Raw genomic sequence first — 16,282 nt, 5'->3', positions numbered from 1 at the left:
GGCGGCGCCTAAGATTGACGGGTGCCCACCGAGACCAGCCGCAGCGCGCCCGAGGAGCGCCTCGTCAACCTGGTGGTCGCACTCATGGCGACGGAGCAGGGGCTGACGAAGGACACGATCCTGTCGTCGGTGGCCGGCTACCGCGAGCAGGGTTCCGCGGGGGCTTCCAAGGACGCGCTGGAGAAGATGTTCGAGCGCGACAAGGAGAATCTCCGCTCGCTCGGCATCCCCGTGGAGACCATCGGTGACTATGCCGATCCCGATGACCTCCGCGAGGCGCGGTACCGCATTCCCACCGCGGAGTACGAGCTTCCCGCCGACATCGAGTTCACGCCGGCCGAGCTCGCCGTGCTGAATCTCGCCGGTGGTGTCTGGAGCGAGAGCTCCATGTCGGCCGACGCCCGCAGCGGCCTGCGGAAGATCCGCGCGCTGGGCATCGAGGTCGACGCGCCGATCATCGGCTACTCTCCGCGTGTCAATCTGCGCGAGCCTGCCTTCTCGCCGATGCAGCGTGCGATCGAACAGGGACGTGTCGTCGAGTTCTCCTACCTGAAGGCGGGCGAGGCGAACGCACGGGTGCGACGCGTTCAGCCCTACGCGCTGGTCGAGTACGAGGCGAGGTGGCACGTGTACGGCTTCGATCTGGCGCAGGGAGATGTGCGCACCTTCTTGCTGTCCCGGATCGTGTCGGACGTCGCGATCACGCGGACCACGTTCGACCTCGCCCTCCGCGAGGAGGCGGGCGAGCGTGCCCTGACCGGATTGGCGCAACTCGCCGCCCGTCAGCAGGCACTGCTGGAGATCGCCCCCGGCACGGAGGCCGCTCTGCGTCTCACGCGGCGGGCGACGCCCGCCGGCCAGGGGATCCGCGTTCCCTACGTCGACGTGCACATCTTCGCCGACGAGCTCGCGTCGTACGGCCCGGAGGTGCGCGTGGTCGAACCGGAAGACCTGCGCGATCAGGTGATCGCACGTCTGCAACGCACCGTGCAGATACACGGCGGTGCGCTGGGGGAGCGGTCATGAGTGCGCGACGCAAACCTCTGCTGGCCACCGATCGCGCGGCCCTGATCCTGCAGCTCGTGCCGTATCTGATCGGGAAGGGCGAGGTGTCGCTCACCGAGGCGGCGGAGGAGTTCGATGTCACCGTCGAACAGATGCGGGCGATGGTGGAGAAGTTGACCGTCATCGGGCTGCCCGGCGACGGCGGCTTCTGGCAGATGGCGAACGATCTGTTCGACATCGACTGGGATCTTCTGGATCAGCAGGACCTGGTCGTCATCACCAATAGCGTCGGGCTCGAGCGCACCCCGCGTCTGACCGCCCCGGAGGCGGCGGCCCTGCTCGCCGGACTTCGCGTTGCGGCGTCGCTGCCCGGTGTCGGCGAGAGCGGAGTCATCCAGGGTCTGCTGGCCAAGCTGGCACGCGGCGCCTCCGGCGTGCCCGCCGACGTCATCGTCGCGCCCGGTGAGGTGGACGAGGTGCGCTTGACCGTCGATCGCGCCCTGCGTGACGGTGTCGCCGTGGCCTTCACCTACCAGGCCCCGGATGCCGCGCCCACCACACGCACGGTCGACCCGGTCAAGGTCCACATCGCGGGCGGTCAGTGGTACCTGCAGGGATGGTGCCACCTGCGTCAGGCGATGCGCACCTTCCACCTCGACCGCGTTTCCGACGTGCGTCTCACCGACATCGTGAGCACCCACGGTGACGACAGCGTTCCGGGACTGTTCGAGGGCGCCGCCCGCGACGTCGAGGTCGCGGTCCGCTACCGGGCGTCTGCGGCATCGCTGCTGGCCGACTACGTCGTGATCGACGACCCGGCCGACACGGACGCAACGGTGCGCTCAGCGCGGGTGCGCGTGGGCGACGCCCGCAGTCTGAAACGTGTGGCGGCCAAGCTCGGCGGCGATCTGGAGATCGTCAGTCCCGACGCCGCGCGTCGCGCGGCCGCCGCGTGGGCCGAGGCAGGGCTCGCCCAGTACGCCTGAGCCCTGCGGCGGGGCCGGCAGGTAGACTGGGCGATATCCCCAGACCCGAGGAGACCCTCATGCTCGGAGGCTTGACCGGCTGGCACCTGCTGGCCCTTGTCGTCATCATCCTGCTCCTGTTCGGGGCGGCGAAGCTCCCTGCGCTGGCCAAGAGCGTCGGTCAGTCCGCTCGCGTCTTCAAGGGCGAGATGAAGGCGATGAAGGAAGATGACGCCGCCACCGCGACGCCGCCCGCGCCGCCGGTGACGGGAAGCGCAGCCGGGACGGCCGCTTCGAGCGCCGAGCCCGGACCCGACACCAAGCCCTGACGTCGGTGGCCACGGTCGAGTCCGCTCGTCTCGGCGAGGACGACGTGCCCCGTCGTGATCGACGGATGTCGCTGGCGCAGCACCTCACGGAGCTGCGCCGACGCTTCATCATCGGCATCATCGCGCTCGTGGTCGGCATGATCATCGCCTGGATCTTCACCGACGCCATCATCTGGGCCATGACCGAGCCGATCCGGGTCGTCGCCGCCCAGCGCGGCGACGGCGACGTCGTGACGCTGATGTACCAGAGCATCACGGGTCCGTTCGATATGCGGTTGCGCATCGCGTTGGCGGTCGGCGTCATCTTCTCCGCACCGGTGTGGGTATGGCAGATCTGGGCGTTTCTCGTTCCGGGTCTGACCCGGAAGGAGATCCGCTACACCATCGGGTTCGTGAGCGCCGCCGTGCCGCTGTTCGCCGCCGGGGTGTTCGTCGGGTGGCTGATCATGCCCCACATCGTGGAGCTCATGGCCTCGTTCACTCCGCAGGGCGCGTCGAACATCTACGACTCGAAGTACTACTACGACTTCGTCTTCAAGCTGCTGCTCGTCGTCGGCGTCTCTTTCGTGCTCCCGGTGTTCCTGGTCGCGTTGAACCTTGCGGGGGTGATGAGCGGCATGGCGATCCTGAAGGGCTGGCGAGTGGCCGTTCTCGTGGCGTCGCTGTTCGCAGCCCTCGCCACGCCCGCCGCCGACATCGTCAGCATGCTGCTGCTGGCCGGCATCCTGACGGTGCTCTATTTCGCCGCCGCCGGGCTCTCGGTGATCTTCGATCGCCGACGCGCCAAACGCGAGAAGGCGCTCGGGCTCGACCTGTGACGGATCCCGCCAGCCGCTACGCGCAGGCGCAGGCCCGTCAGGCGCATCCGATCACGGCCTCCTTCGCCGACGAGCAGCGCTTCGACCTCGACCCCTTCCAGATCGCGGGCTGTCATGCCCTGGAGGACGGACGCAGCGTCCTGGTGGCAGCGCCCACCGGCGCGGGAAAGACCATCGTCGGCGAGTTCGCCGTGCATCTGGCCATGCGCGAACCCGATGAGAAGGCGTTCTACACGACCCCGATGAAGGCGCTGTCGAACCAGAAGTTCCGCGAGCTGCAGCAGGTCTACGGCGAGGACGAGGTGGGCCTGCTCACGGGGGACACCAACATCAACGGCAACGCCCGCGTCGTCGTGATGACCACCGAGGTTCTTCGCAACATGCTCTACGCCGATTCGCCGGCACTGCGCGGCTTGCGGTACGTGGTGATGGACGAAGTCCACTACCTCGCCGATCGGTTCCGCGGGGCGGTGTGGGAGGAGGTCATCATCCATCTGCCCGCGCGCGTGAAGCTGGTATCGCTGTCGGCGACCGTGTCGAACGCAGAGGAGTTCGGCGACTGGCTCGACACCGTGCGCGGTGACACCGCGGTGATCGTCTCCGAGACCCGCCCTGTTCCGCTGGAGCAGCATGTTCTGGTGCGCGGTGACCTGCTGCCGCTGTTCGACGACCGGGCCGGAATCGCGACCGCGCAGGTCAATCAGGAGCTCATGCGCCTGCGATCGGTGCGCGGCTCCACCTTCGAGAGCAATCGGCGGGCGCAGGACTATCGCTCGCAGCGTCATCGGATGCAGGGCGATCGATCGGGCGGTCCACGGCCTCCGAAGGGGGGAGTGCGCCCCCTGCGCTCCGCCAACGCGCAGCGCATCGAGCGCATCGACCGCCCGCAGGTGGTGGAACTGCTCGCGCGGGCGAACCTCCTGCCGGCGATCTTCTTCATCTTCAGTCGCGCGGGGTGCGAGGCAGCGGTGCAGCAGCTCCGACGCTCCGGTGTTCGTTTGACCGACCGCGACGAGCGCGATGAGATCCGTCGCATCGTCGACGAGCGCACGCTGACGCTTCCCGACGAGGATCTTGCCGTCCTCGGCTTCTGGGAGTGGCGGGAGAACCTCGAACGCGGTGTCGCCGCCCACCATGCGGGCCTGCTCCCCGCATTCAAGGAGATCGTCGAGGAGCTCTTCCAGCGAAAGCTCGTCAAAGTCGTCTTCGCGACCGAGACGCTCGCGCTCGGCATCAACATGCCGGCACGCACCGTCGTCCTCGAGAAGCTGGAGAAGTTCAATGGCGAGGCGCGGGTCGCCATCACCTCCGGCGAGTACACGCAGCTGACGGGACGTGCGGGACGCCGCGGCATCGATGTCGAAGGTCACGCGGTCATCCAGTGGAGCGAGAGTCTCGATCCCCAGGCCGTCGCGGCCCTCGCCTCGCGGCGCACCTACCCGCTCAACTCGAGCTTCCGTCCGACGTACAACATGGCGGTCAACCTCATCGACCAGTTCGGTCGGGCCCGGGCGCGCGAGATCCTCGAGTCGTCGTTCGCCCAGTTCCAGGCCGACCGGGCCGTGGTGGGGCTGGCGCGCGAGGTCAAGGATGCCGAGGAGTCCCTCGCCGGCTATGCGGCGTCGATGGCATGTGAGAGGGGCGATTTCGCCGAGTTCGCGCGGATGAGGCGCGAGCTGGGCGATCTCGAACGCAAGGGCGACCGGTCCGGACCGCCGAAGGTGCGCCAGCAGCGCCAGGAGCGGATCGAGTCGCTGCGGCGCAGCCTCAAGCGGCACCCGTGCCAGAGCTGTCCCGATCGTGAGAAGCACGCCCGGTGGGCCGAGCGGTACGGCAAACTCCGGCGCCATACCGACAAACTGCGTCAGCAGATCGACATGCGCACCGGCACCGTCGCCCGCATCTTCGACCGGGTCGTCGATGTGCTCACCGCGCTGGACTACGTGCATCTCGATCCTCACGGCGCCACCGCCTTGACCGCCGCCGGCGCGACGATGAAGCGGATCTACGGCGAACGTGATCTCCTCGTCGCGGAGTCGTTGCGCACCCGTATCTGGAAAGACCTCGACCCGGCGGGTCTTGCCGCTCTTGCCTGCTGCCTCGTCTACGAGCCGCGTCGCGACGAGAGCGGCCCCGGAGAGCACGGACTTCCACGCGGCGCATTCCGCGGGGCATTGACGGCGACGCAGGAGCTGTGGGCGCGTCTGGACGATCTGGAGCAGGACCATCGTCTGCCCGGGTCGTCACCGGTCGCCACCGGTCTTGCCCAGGCGATGCACTCCTGGGCGCGGGGGGCTTCGCTCGACCGCGTGCTGCAGGAGGCGGATCTCGCCGCCGGCGACTTCGTACGCTGGACGAAGCAGACCATCGACCTGCTCGATCAGCTGTCGATGGTCGCTGACGCTCCGCTCGCCACGACGGCCCGGGCGGCCCTCGACGCCGTCCGGCGCGGGATCGTTGCATACGGCTCGTACTGAATCTGCTCGCCTAGGCTCGATCTGTGTCCGAACGACTTCGCCCTGCCGCGTCGGCGCGACCGCTACTTCCGCTGTGGGCCGCCGCTGTCGTGGCGACCGCCGCGGGGTTGGTGCTCACGCTCGCGTTTCCCGCTCTGTCGTGGTGGCCGGTGGTCTTCGTCGCTGTGCCGCTGGCGCTGCTGACGCTCGTCGGACGGCGCACCGGAGGCGCGTTCGTGGTCGGGCTCCTTTTCGGCGCGGGGCTGTTCTTCGTGAACTTCTCCTTCACCGCACGTTACCTCGGACCGGTGCCGTGGATCGCCCTGTCGGCGCTGGAGTCGGTGCTGACGGCGGTCATGGCAATCCCCATCGCCTGGGCGTATCGCTGGATGCCTCGTTGGGCCCCCGGTACCGCGGGAAGACTCATCGCGCTGCCTGCTCTCGTGGCCGGGTTGTGGGTGTCGCGGGAGGAGCTCCAGGGCACCTTCCCCTACGGAGGCTTTCCCTGGACCCGCATCGCCGTGACGCAGGCGGACTCGCCGCTCGCGCACGTCACGTCGTGGACGGGAATGAGCGGTCTGTCGTTCCTCATTGTCTTCGCCTGTGCGGCGGCGATCGAGGTGGCGCGCCGTGGACGGGCCGGCAGTCGACCGCTCGCAGTGCTGCACGTACTGCCGGCGGCGGTCACCGTCCTCGTGCTTTTTCTTCTTCCCGCCTTTCCGACAACGGATGCCGGCCGCATCCGCGTGGGCGCGGTGCAGGGCAACGGGCCCGCCGGCTACTTCGATCAGCATGCGGCTTACGACGTGTTCCGTGCGCAGCTGGCGGCGACGCGACCCATCGAAGACCGCGACATCGATCTGCTGCTGTGGCCGGAGGGCGGGATCGACGCCGACCCGCTGTCGAACACGTCGGTCCGAACGGCGTTGGACGCTCTGGCCGCCCGTGTGGGCGCACCCTTACTGGTCAGTGGGGTCACCCAGCGCGGTGAGCAGTACTTCAATTCCTCGCTGCTGTGGCAGGCGGGCGCTCAGAACCTGACCGCCCTGTACGACAAGCGCCACCCTGTTCCTTTCGGTGAGTACGTGCCGGACCGCTGGTTCTACAACATGCTCGCGCCGGATCTCATCGGCCTCATCCAGCGCGAATACACCCCGGGAACGACGACGCCGATGTTCGATGTCGACGGGGTGGGGGTCGGGCTCGCCATCTGCTTCGACGTGATCTACGACGACGTGATCCGCGAGGGTGCTCTCGCCGGCGCCCAGGTCTACATGTTCCAGACCAACAACGCCGACTTCCGCGGTACTGACGAGAACCTGCAGCAGCTCGCGTTCGCCCGCATCCGCGCGGTGGAGAGCGGTCGTGCCGTCGTCAACCTGTCCACCGTCGGCACCAGTCAAGTCATCGGGCCCGATGGCCGCACGATCGACGCACTGCCCGCCGACGAGCCGGGGGCGATGGTCACCGATGTGCCCTTGCGCACCGGGCTGACCCCCGGCATCCTCCTCGGCGATGCCGTGCAGACCCTGCTCGGATGGGGCAGTGTGGTGGCGCTCGCGCTGGTCGGTCTCATCGTCCGTGCTCGCGCGCGCACGCCGAAGACGCCGACCCCCGAAGGGGCCGGCGTCGAAGCGGGGGAGTGAGCGTCAGGCGCTCAGGCGCGAGTCGTCCGCGGCGCCGCGACGGGCGCGCAGCAGGGAGAGGCGCTCTTCGAGCAGCTCCTCCAGCTCGGGAACGGTGCGACGCTCCAGCAGCATGTCCCAGTGGGTACGGGGAGCCTTGTCGCCGGAGTGGTCGACCTCGACGACCGAGTCGCCCACGCGGAGCACGGCCTCGGCGCCGCAGGTGCGGCATTCCCAGGCCTCGGGAAGCTCGGCGTCGGCCGCGAAGGTCATCACGGTCTCGCGTCCGCACTGCGTGCAGACATAGGTGTGGTTGGCGCGCTCATGGAACACGACGCCTTCTTCGCTCTGTAGGCTCGAGGCGCCGAGTCGGATGCCGCGCAGGCTGCGATCTGCCATTGTGTGGTCCTCTCGTCGTGTCAGGTATAACGTGCGGACCTGTGTGCCTCATCCGAACGGCCGTGCCAAATCGCCCTTTCACAGGGGATCCCCAGCCCTGATCAGGGGCGCGAGGCGGTGGCGTTCAGTGCGAGGTCGGCGCGATCGGTGACGAGACCGTCGACGCCGAGAGCCAGCAGTCGATCCATGTCGTGGCGGTCGTTGACCGTCCAGACGTGCACCTCGACGTCGGCGTCGTGAACGAGGCGCAGCAGGCGTGGCGTCACGATGCGCATCGGTCCCTGGCGCTCGGGGATCTGCACGGCATCCACCCCACGAAGTACGCGTCTGACCAGAGCGCTCGATCCGGTCGACACGGCGGCGAGCAGCCTTGCGACGGTCTCACGGCCGGCGGACGTCGCCGGCTCGCCGCCGAGATGACGCGCCGCCTCGAGTGCGCGCCGCCGACGCGCATCCGTGAAGCTCGTGATCAGCACGCGATCCGCGTGACCGGCGACGATGCGCCCCAGCGGAAGGGCGGCATCGGGGGACTTGACGTCGATGTTGAAGCGCAGCGTCGGAAACGCCTCGATCGTGTCGGCAGCGCTCGCGAGCCCCCCACGGTCGGCCATGATCTCCACGAGCTCGTCGTGGCGCACGGCCGCGATCTTTCGCGGATCACCGGTCACCCGGAGCAGATCGTCATCGTGGAAGAAGACCACGACGCCGTCAGCGGTCAGATGGCAGTCCGACTCCACGTACTTCGCACCGATCGCGTGCGCGGCGGCGAAAGCGGCGACCGTGTTCTCCACGATGCCCTCGGCGTCCGTCGGGACGAAGCCGCGATGAGCCAGCACACGCGGAGCGGCGCTGGCGGCGAACCACGGGTGGCTCACGAGGGCTCGGTGGGAGGCGCGCCCGTCGTCGCGGTCGACGCGGGTGCGCCTCCGGCATCCGTGCGTGCGGCGAACGCGCTTCCGAGGCCCTTCATCGCCTCCGTGAACTCGCTCGGGATGATCCACAGCTTGCTGGATGAGCTGTCGCTGATCTTGGGCAGCGTCTGCAGATACTGGTAGGCGAGCAGCTTGTCGTCGGGGCGGCCCGCGTGGATCGCCGAAAAGACGTTCTCGATGGCGGCGGCCTCACCCTCGGCGCGAAGGATCGCCGCCTGCTTGTCGCCCTCGGCTTTGAGGATCTCCGCCTGCCGGCGGCCCTCGGCCTCGAGGATCTGGGACTGCTTGGAGCCTTCGGCGGTGAGGATCGCGGCGCGTCGGTCACGCTCGGCGCGCATCTGCTTCTCCATGGAGTCCTGGATCGAGTGCGGCGGATCGATCGCCTTCAGCTCGACGCGCGAAACCCGCAGCCCCCACTTTCCGGTGGCCTCGTCGAGAACGACGCGCAGTTGACCGTTGATGTTGTCGCGGCTGGTGAGGGCTTCTTCGAGATTGAGCCCGCCGACGACGTTTCGCAGCGTTGTCGTGGTGAGCTGTTCGACGGCCGACAGGTAGTTTGCGATCTCGTACGTCGCGGCGCGCGCGTCGGTGACCTGGAAGTAGACGACGGTGTCGATGGAGACCACGAGGTTGTCCTCGGTGATGACCGGCTGCGGCGGGAAGGACACGACCTGTTCGCGCATGTCGACGAGGGGTCGCAGGCGGTCGATGAACGGCACCAGGAGGTTCAGCCCGGGGGAGAGGGTGCGTTGGTAGCGGCCCAGGCGCTCGACGACACCGGAGTAGGCCTGCGGGATGATCCGAATGGATCGGAAGAGAACCACGATCACGAAGATCGCGATCACGACGAGCAGGACGATCACGAAGATCTGACCCACGAACGCTCCGACGTCGACCATCAGTCGGCACTCCTTTCGGGAGAGTCGGATGCCGCCGAGGAGCCGGCGGCGGGGGAGGAGGGAAGTGGCGCCACCTCGACCGTGGCACCACGGATCGCTGTGACCACCACTCGGTCGCCGGCAGAGAACGCCGGCGACGCCGGGGCGAGCTCTGCCGTCCACAGTTCTCCGTTGTCGAGGCGGACGAATCCGCGCCCGTCGACAAAGGGCGTCGTGACGCGCGCGGCCATGCCGTAGAGCGCGTCGACGTTCGTCGGATGCGGCTGGCTCGATCTGTGCAACGCCTTCAGCAGCAGCGGGCGGATCGTGAACAGCAGCAATGCCGAGACCGCGGCGGCGAGGAGCACCTGCAGCCACCAGGGGCCCCCGAGCAGGTTCGTTCCGAGGCCGCCGATGACCGAGCCTGCGGCCAGCATGAGAAAGGTGAACTCGAGGGTCAGCAGCTCGATGATCACGAAAGCCACGGCGAGCACGAGCCAGGCGATCCAGAGATACTGCGTGAGATCGGGCAGCATGTGCGCTCCCTTCGTGGGCCTTGTTCGAACCCTAACACCCGCCCGTCTCGACGCGGTGGCCTCCCGCCGGGTGTTCGTGTGGCACCGGTTGATAGTGTCGAGAGGGCTGCGGCGACACCCGCCCGGCATCCGTCTTCTTGCAGGAGCAATCATGTCCCAGCCCATCCCCGCCGGCTCGCTCGCCGGACGGACGGCCCTCGTCACCGGATCTTCGCGCGGCATCGGTGCCGACACGGCTCGCTACCTCGCCGAGGGGGGCGCGAACGTCGTCATCAACTTCCGCAACAAGGCACCGCGAGCCGAGAAGCTCGCTGCCGAGCTGCGGGAACTCGGCGTCGAGGTGCTGGTCGTCGGCGCCGATCTGACCGATGCCGGTTCGGTGGCGGCGATGATGGAAGCCGTCAAGGAGACGTTCGGAACTCTCGATCTGCTCGTGCTCAACGCGTCGGGCGGAATGGAGAGCGGAATGGGCGCCGACTATGCGCTCGTCCTCAACCGCGACGCCCAGCTGGGAGTGCTCGAGGCCGCGCTGCCCCTGCTGCACGACGGCTCTCGGGTGGTCTTCGTCACGAGCCACCAGGCCCACTTCATCCGCACGACACCGACGATGCCCGAGTACGAGCCGGTCGCCTTGTCCAAGCGTGCCGGTGAAGACGCGCTGCGCGAGCGGATCCCCGCCCTCGCCGAACAGGGCATCGACTTCGTCGTCGTGTCGGGTGACATGATCGAGGGCACGATCACCGCCACGCTTCTCGAGCGCGCCAACCCGGGCGCCATCGCCGATCGCCGCGAGTCGGCCGGCAAGCTGTACAACGTGTCGGAGTTCGCCGCGGAGGTCGCCCTCGCGGCCGTCGAGCCGGTTCCGGCCGACAACACGCGTCTCGTCGGAGACGTGAGCTCGTTCGGCGGAGAGTGAGCATGCGCGCCGCAGATATCGCCTCCCTCGTCAGCGTCGGGCGCCCCAGCCTCGCCCCGGACGGATCCTTCACCGTCTTCGCCACTTCGCGTCCCGACCTCGATGCCGACCGCAACGTGGGTCAGATCTGGCGGATCGACCTGCCGCACGGCGCGCCGCGGCGCCTCACGCGCGGAGTGTCGGACTCGTCGCCGCAGGTCTCGCCCGACGGGCAGCACGTCGCTTTCGTGCGCGCCGATGCCGACGGAATCCCGCAGATCTTCGTGATCCCGGCATCCGGTGGCGAGCCGGTGCAGACGACCGAGGCCCGCGGTGGCGTGGGCTCCTTCGCGTGGTCGCCCGACGCAGGACGCATCGCGTTCACGGCGCGGGTCCCCGAGCAGGGGCGCTACGGCACCGTCGAGGGCCGCTCGGCAGAGGCGGAATCGCCGCGCCGCATCACGGGTGTGCGCTGGCATGCCAACGGTCTTGGCTACCTCGCCGACCGTCCGTCGCATCTCTTCATCATCGATGCCCCCGACACCGGTGCGGAGCCGTTCTATGCGCCCGCGCCGACGGCTGCGGGCGAGGCGGGCAAGGAACGGCGAGTCGGGGCACAGGCGACCGCGCTGACCTCGGGCGCCGCTTCGCATCACGGCGTCGTGTTCACGGCCGACGGCGCTCATCTGCTGACGGTCGTCGACGAGATCGAGGACGATCGTCGCGATCTGCGGACGCCGCTGGTCGCCGTGGCCGTCGACGGCTCGGGCGCGATCGAGGTGCTCTCTCGCGATGCGGGCTACTCCGTCGACGACGTGGGCGTTGCCGACGACGGCACGATCGCTGTCCTGGCGTCACGACCGGGGGAGTCCGGCATCGATTTCATCGCTCCGGACGTCGCGCTCTACGTCCTCGAGGGACCGCTGTCGGCGTCCGCGCCGCGCGCGCTCACCGACCCCGACGCCGTCGACCTCGGCGAGGTGGGCTCCCACATCACCCCGCTCGGAGGAGATTTCCTCGTCCAGAACCGCACGCGTGGCCGCGTCGAGCTCCTGCGCGTGACGCGTGCCGGGGATGTCTCGGTGCTCGTCGACGGCGATGTCGAGGTCGTCGGTCACGCGGCGGCGGGGGAGCGCATCGTCTTCTCCCACGCGACGCCGTCCAGTCTCGGCGAGGTGTCACTGCTCGGGTCCGGCGCGCTGACGACCTTCGGTGCGGCCGCCGCGGCCCGGGCCATCGTGCGGCCTGAGGAACGGGAGATCGTCGCCCGTGACGGTTATCCCGTGCACGGCTGGGTCGCCGTCCCTGCGGGGGAGGGCCCCTTCCCGGTGATCTTGCAGATCCACGGCGGGCCGTATGCGTCGTACGGCATACATCTGTTCGATGAGACGCAGGTTCTCGTCGATGCCGGCTACGCCGTCGTCTACTGCAACCCGCGGGGAAGCGCCGGATACGGTCGGGCGCACGGTCGGAGCATTCGCGGCGCCATGGGCACCGTCGACATGACGGACGTCCTCGATTTCCTCGACGGTGTCGTCGCCGGCGATGCTCGTCTGGACGGCGCGCGCGTCGGCATCCAGGGCGGGTCGTACGGCGGCTATCTCACCGCGTGGACCATCGCACACGACCACCGGTTCGCCGGTGCCATCGTCGAGCGCGGCTTCCTCGACCCGGTCAGTTTCCAGGGCACCAGCGATATCGGATCGTTCTTCGGAGACGAATACGTCGGCACCGATGCGGAGGACATGGCACGGCAAAGCCCGATGGCCGTCGTGCACGACGTGCGCACGCCGACTCTCGTCCTGCACTCCGAGCTGGACTTCCGCTGCCCCCTCGAGCAGGCGACGCGTTACTACGCAGCGCTGAAGCGACAGGGGACGGATGCCGAGATGCTCATCTTCCCGGGGGAGAACCACGAACTGACGCGCTCGGGACGCCCTCGCCATCGCGTGGAGAGATTCGACGCGGTCCTCGACTGGTGGTCGCGTCACCTCCCGGCCGACTGAGTCACGGCATCCGCCACGACGAAGCGCCCCGCTGCCTCACGGCGAGCGGGGCGCTTCGTGTCGTGTCACTTGCCGAACGAGAAGGCGCGTCCGATCTGGATGATGCCCATGACGACCGCGGAGATTCCGATGAGCCACCACAGCACGACGGCGCCCCACAGCGGCGAGAAGAGCAGCGTGACACCGGCGATGATCGAGATGATCGCGTAGAAGATCGTCCATCCCCGGGAGGGCGCCAGATCGAGCGTCGAGAGCGCCACGACGCCCTCGATGACCCACATGATGCCGACGAGGATGCCGAGGAAGACGGCCAGCGAGAGTGCGGCCAGGCCGAGGTTGGAGAACGCGACGATACCGGCGACGACGTAGAGCACGCCGAGGAGCACGTGACCGACGCGCGACCACCCGCCCTTTCCGGTTGCGAAGATTCCCATTCCCGCGTACACGAGTCCGGTGACGATGGCGTAGATCGCGATGATCGCGGTCACGACCATCGCGGTCTTCCCTGGCCAGACGAGAATGACGATGCCGAGGATGACGGACAGCGCACCGCCCAGACCGAGAGCGGTCCGGATGCCGTTGGTCGCCGTCTTCTCGAGGGTAGGTTCAGCAGTCATGGCGAAGCCCTTTCTGAAAATCTCCTGTGAGTGGAGATGCTCTCAGGTTAGCGCTGACAGCTCGGTCGTGCGATCCAAGACGCGCCGCACGCGTCATCGGGCCCAGTCTGTCGCTCGGCGGTGCGGAATCCGCCCGTTCGCGCCGGATGAGCAGTGATGCTGCTCGACCGGCGTCGCGCCCGTAGAGGCGACTGGCAGACGCTCGTGTCGCCCAGTACTGAGTGGGGCGCCGGATGAGCCCGAGAGAGGGAGCCTTTCCGTCGCTTGGTCAGCCTGCCTCGGGGATCGTTGAGTGCTGGTGCTCATCGTCGTCTTCGTCCTCGAGGAGCATTCCGACCGAGGTCGCGCAGGCGTCGCCCCTCCACGCTTCGAGGCCTTCGCGGATGGCGAAGGCCGCGATGACCAGGCCGGCGATTGCGTCTGCCCACCACCATCCGAACAGGCTGTTGAGGACGAGTCCGATGAGCACTGCGGCGGACAGGTAGGTGCAGATGAGGGTCTGCTTCGAGTCGGCGACCGCGGTGGCCGATCCGAGTTCGCGGCCGGCCCGGCGTTCGGCGAGGGAGAGGAACGGCATGATGATGACGCTGAGCGCGGTGATGACGATGCCCAGGGTGGAGTGCTCGACGTTGACCTGACCCACGAGTGCGAGCACGGACGTCGCTGTGACATAGGCGGCGAGGGCGAAGAAGGCGACTGCGATGACTCGCAGGGTGCCCTTCTCCCAGCGTTCGGGGTCGCGTCGGGTGAACTGCCAGGCGACCGCGGCGGCGGAGAGGACCTCGATGGTGGAGTCGAGGCTGAACCCGATGAGCGCGGCGGAAGAGGCGACGCTGCCCGCGGTTATCGCGACTATCGCCTCGACCAGGTTGTAGCCGATGGTCGCGGTGACGATCCAGCGAATGCGTCGCTGGAGGATGTGGCGCCGGTCATCTGCCAGTCGGGGAGCCGCCGTTGTCACGCGCAGCTGCAGCTCTCTCCGGCGCAGCAGCCGGGCTCGACGTAGAGGACGACGCGCAGCAGCTCGTCGAGGGCGGGGGCGAGGTGCGGGTCGGCGAGCCGATACCAGGTGCGGCGCCCATCGGGCACTACCTCCACGAGCCCGCAACCGCGAAGGCATGCGAGCTGGTTTGACATCACCTGGCGTGAGACGCCGAGAGCGTCGGCCAGATCAGAGGGGTAGGCGGGCGCCTCGCGGAGAGCGAGCAAAACACCCGTGCGCGTGCTGTCGGAGAGTGCGTGCCCGAGGCGTGCCAAGGCTGCGGTGTGGGTGGCCGTCGCGGTTGCCGTGAGGGTCGACATGCGGTCGACAATACAGCGTTTGCTGAATAAACGGAACCGTGTACTAACTACCGTTGGGTGAACTTGCTGCGGCTTGGCGGGGGAGGGGTGGTTGCCCCATCGCCTTCACGTTGGCGATGTATCGGGCGTAGGTGGCGCCGGAGCCGACAGTGTGTCGTTCGAGGGTAGGCGGCGCGTAGCCGAGCGCTTCCGCGGCGATAGTGACCGGGGCGAGCTTGGTGAGTTCGTTGAGCGCGCCGAGTCGCGCGGCGCGGACTTGAAGATGCTGTCGTAGTCGGTTGGCGAGATGGTCTGGGTTGACGGGTTGTCCCGGCTTCTGGCCGGGGAAGATCCAGGTGCTGTTCGGGTGTGCCGCGGTCTGCTGATGTCGTGGTGTCTGACGGAGCTGTCGCCAAAGGTCGTCGAACGGGCTCGGGATTGGCAGCGACATTCCGGCGAGCCTGATGGTGACGCTCGCCGGGGTAATGGTGACGTCCGACCAGGTAAGTCGAACGATGTCCTCGACGCGCTGGCCGAATACGAGGACGAGGACGCCCGCGGCGCGGTCCCGGAGATCCATCGCCTCGGCGTCAGAGAGGTCGGCGTTGGCCTGACGCTGCTCTGCGAGGCTCATCCTGGACGCTGTCCCGCGGCGGTGTCGGGCCATCTTGAGGTCGGTGTTGACGAGCCGGCTGCGGCGGGCCCAGTTGAGGAATCGGTGTGCGACGAGGCGCGTGGTGTTTCCGCCGGCGACCCAGTCGTCGAGGTCGCTCTGCGACAGATCCTGGAGGTCGACTTCCCGCTCGGCGAGCCAGTTGAGGAACTCGACTCCGACGGTGATGCTCTGCTTGCTGCGCAGGAACATTCGGCGTGAGATGTTGGTCTTCTGATGCATCTTTCGCAGGTGATCCCGACCGGGACTTCCTCACTGGCACGTTCAGATACTCAGTGATTGCATCTAATGCGACTTGGGCAGTTCATTTGCCGATAATGCACATTATGTCAGAAATGAGGATCATGCAATGCGTGCGCCGCGGGTGGGCCACACGAAGTGCGCGACCGAGATCGAGAAGATGGACCACGCTGCGAGCAGTGCCCACTCATCGGGGTTGCGCGCGAGGTAGTCGCCGCTCTCGTCGTGGACGAGGACGATCGGCGCTGTGGCGAGCACGACGACGCACGTCATAAACCCGAGCACCGCGCCGATGAGCGTCACTGTGCCGTGCGATCGCCACCACGACCGGAGGCTCGGTATGAGGCGGATCGGGAGTCCGAGCACCATGGCTGCGATGATTGATACCACCGCAACGATGAGCGCCAGAATAGGCCACCCGATCAAGCTCAGTATCCCGTCGTACGACATCGCGGAGCCAAAGATGAGCGCGAGCGCCGCCACGAAGAGCACCGCGCCGCCGGCGAAGAAGTGGATCACCGTGAGAGCGAAGACTCCGACACGCCCTCGGTATCTCTTCGGGAAGAGGGGGGACTCCCAGTTCGCCTCAGAGGTCATGTACGGAGCATAGGACAAGGTCTATTCTGA

General features: G+C 67.9%; 17 protein-coding genes. 8 read left to right on the top strand and 9 right to left on the bottom strand.

Going from position 1 to position 16,282, the window contains the following annotated elements; translation table 11 throughout:
* Nucleotides 1–21 precede the first annotated feature (21 nt).
* The 6 genes from ACT53O_RS07905 (at nt 22) to lnt (ending at nt 7,219) form a co-directional block, all read left to right on the top strand.
* Nucleotides 22–1,026, top strand: coding sequence for a helix-turn-helix transcriptional regulator (locus ACT53O_RS07905; protein WP_135949254.1), 1,005 nt, complete (start codon nt 22–24; stop codon nt 1,024–1,026).
* Nucleotides 1,023–1,991 (top strand): helix-turn-helix transcriptional regulator, encoded by a 969-nt coding sequence (locus ACT53O_RS07900; RefSeq protein ID WP_294943494.1) that lies wholly within the window; start codon nt 1,023–1,025, stop codon nt 1,989–1,991. The genes ACT53O_RS07905 and ACT53O_RS07900 overlap by 4 nt, the downstream gene beginning before the upstream one ends.
* Nucleotides 1,992–2,050: 59 nt before the next feature.
* A complete protein-coding gene (locus ACT53O_RS07895; RefSeq protein ID WP_036320886.1) occupies nt 2,051–2,299 on the top strand; it encodes a twin-arginine translocase TatA/TatE family subunit in 249 nt (82 codons plus the stop codon).
* Nucleotides 2,300–2,364: 65 nt separating this feature from the next.
* On the top strand, nt 2,365–3,117 hold the full coding sequence (tatC, locus tag ACT53O_RS07890) for a twin-arginine translocase subunit TatC (RefSeq protein ID WP_036320888.1): 753 nt from the start codon (nt 2,365–2,367) through the stop codon (nt 3,115–3,117).
* Nucleotides 3,114–5,594: a DEAD/DEAH box helicase gene (locus ACT53O_RS07885; RefSeq protein WP_112931592.1), complete on the top strand. Its 2,481-nt coding sequence runs from the start codon at nt 3,114–3,116 to the stop codon at nt 5,592–5,594. Before tatC ends, ACT53O_RS07885 begins: the two co-directional genes overlap by 4 nt.
* A 23-nt stretch (nt 5,595–5,617) precedes the next feature.
* The gene (gene lnt / locus ACT53O_RS07880) at nt 5,618–7,219 is read left to right on the top strand and encodes an apolipoprotein N-acyltransferase (RefSeq protein ID WP_476151708.1); all 1,602 of its coding nucleotides are present in this window, start codon (nt 5,618–5,620) and stop codon (nt 7,217–7,219) included.
* A 3-nt stretch (nt 7,220–7,222) separates the two neighbouring features.
* Here the strand turns inward: lnt and ACT53O_RS07875 are convergent, their stop codons facing one another.
* The 4 genes from ACT53O_RS07875 to ACT53O_RS07860 all read right to left on the bottom strand — a co-directional run bounded on the left by ACT53O_RS07875 (nt 7,223) and on the right by ACT53O_RS07860 (nt 9,943).
* On the bottom strand, nt 7,223–7,597 hold the full coding sequence (locus ACT53O_RS07875) for an RNA polymerase-binding protein RbpA (RefSeq protein ID WP_036316509.1): 375 nt from the start codon (nt 7,595–7,597) through the stop codon (nt 7,223–7,225).
* A gap of 101 nt (nt 7,598–7,698) precedes the next feature.
* On the bottom strand, nt 7,699–8,472 hold the full coding sequence (locus tag ACT53O_RS07870) for a glycerophosphodiester phosphodiesterase family protein (RefSeq protein ID WP_476151705.1): 774 nt from the start codon (nt 8,470–8,472) through the stop codon (nt 7,699–7,701).
* A complete protein-coding gene (locus ACT53O_RS07865; RefSeq protein ID WP_112931589.1) occupies nt 8,469–9,428 on the bottom strand; it encodes an SPFH domain-containing protein in 960 nt (319 codons plus the stop codon). Before ACT53O_RS07865 ends, ACT53O_RS07870 begins: the two co-directional genes overlap by 4 nt.
* Complete coding sequence (locus ACT53O_RS07860; protein WP_036316504.1) at nt 9,428–9,943, bottom strand: NfeD family protein; 516 nt, start codon at nt 9,941–9,943, stop codon at nt 9,428–9,430. Before ACT53O_RS07860 ends, ACT53O_RS07865 begins: the two co-directional genes overlap by 1 nt.
* 151 nt (nt 9,944–10,094) lie before the next feature.
* On the opposite strand from ACT53O_RS07860, the gene ACT53O_RS07855 reads away from it, so the two are divergent.
* Complete coding sequence (locus tag ACT53O_RS07855; RefSeq protein WP_039416052.1) at nt 10,095–10,859, top strand: SDR family oxidoreductase; 765 nt, start codon at nt 10,095–10,097, stop codon at nt 10,857–10,859.
* A 2-nt stretch (nt 10,860–10,861) separates the two neighbouring features.
* Nucleotides 10,862–12,844 (top strand): S9 family peptidase, encoded by a 1,983-nt coding sequence (locus ACT53O_RS07850; RefSeq protein ID WP_476151702.1) that lies wholly within the window; start codon nt 10,862–10,864, stop codon nt 12,842–12,844.
* Between the two features lie 65 nt (nt 12,845–12,909).
* On the opposite strand, the gene ACT53O_RS07845 is transcribed toward ACT53O_RS07850, so the two are convergent.
* From ACT53O_RS07845 to ACT53O_RS07825, 5 genes are all read right to left on the bottom strand, one after another.
* Nucleotides 12,910–13,461 carry an HdeD family acid-resistance protein gene (locus ACT53O_RS07845; protein WP_347417082.1) on the bottom strand — a complete coding sequence of 184 codons (552 nt, stop codon included), beginning with the start codon at nt 13,459–13,461 and terminating at the stop codon, nt 12,910–12,912.
* Nucleotides 13,462–13,729: 268 nt separating this feature from the next.
* Nucleotides 13,730–14,428, bottom strand: coding sequence for a cation diffusion facilitator family transporter (locus ACT53O_RS07840; protein WP_476151973.1), 699 nt, complete (start codon nt 14,426–14,428; stop codon nt 13,730–13,732).
* Nucleotides 14,419–14,763, bottom strand: a complete 345-nt coding sequence (locus tag ACT53O_RS07835; protein ID WP_476151700.1) for an ArsR/SmtB family transcription factor — start codon at nt 14,761–14,763, stop codon at nt 14,419–14,421. The genes ACT53O_RS07840 and ACT53O_RS07835 overlap by 10 nt, the downstream gene beginning before the upstream one ends.
* Nucleotides 14,764–14,806: 43 nt before the next feature.
* A complete protein-coding gene (locus tag ACT53O_RS07830; protein ID WP_476151698.1) occupies nt 14,807–15,637 on the bottom strand; it encodes a hypothetical protein in 831 nt (276 codons plus the stop codon).
* Between the two features lie 120 nt (nt 15,638–15,757).
* Nucleotides 15,758–16,252 carry a hypothetical protein gene (locus ACT53O_RS07825; protein WP_112931587.1) on the bottom strand — a complete coding sequence of 165 codons (495 nt, stop codon included), beginning with the start codon at nt 16,250–16,252 and terminating at the stop codon, nt 15,758–15,760.
* Between the last annotated feature and the right edge of the window lie 30 nt (nt 16,253–16,282).

This window comes from Microbacterium sp. DMC48 (genome assembly GCF_056313825.1).
This window is presented reverse-complemented; position numbering and strand designations above follow the sequence as displayed.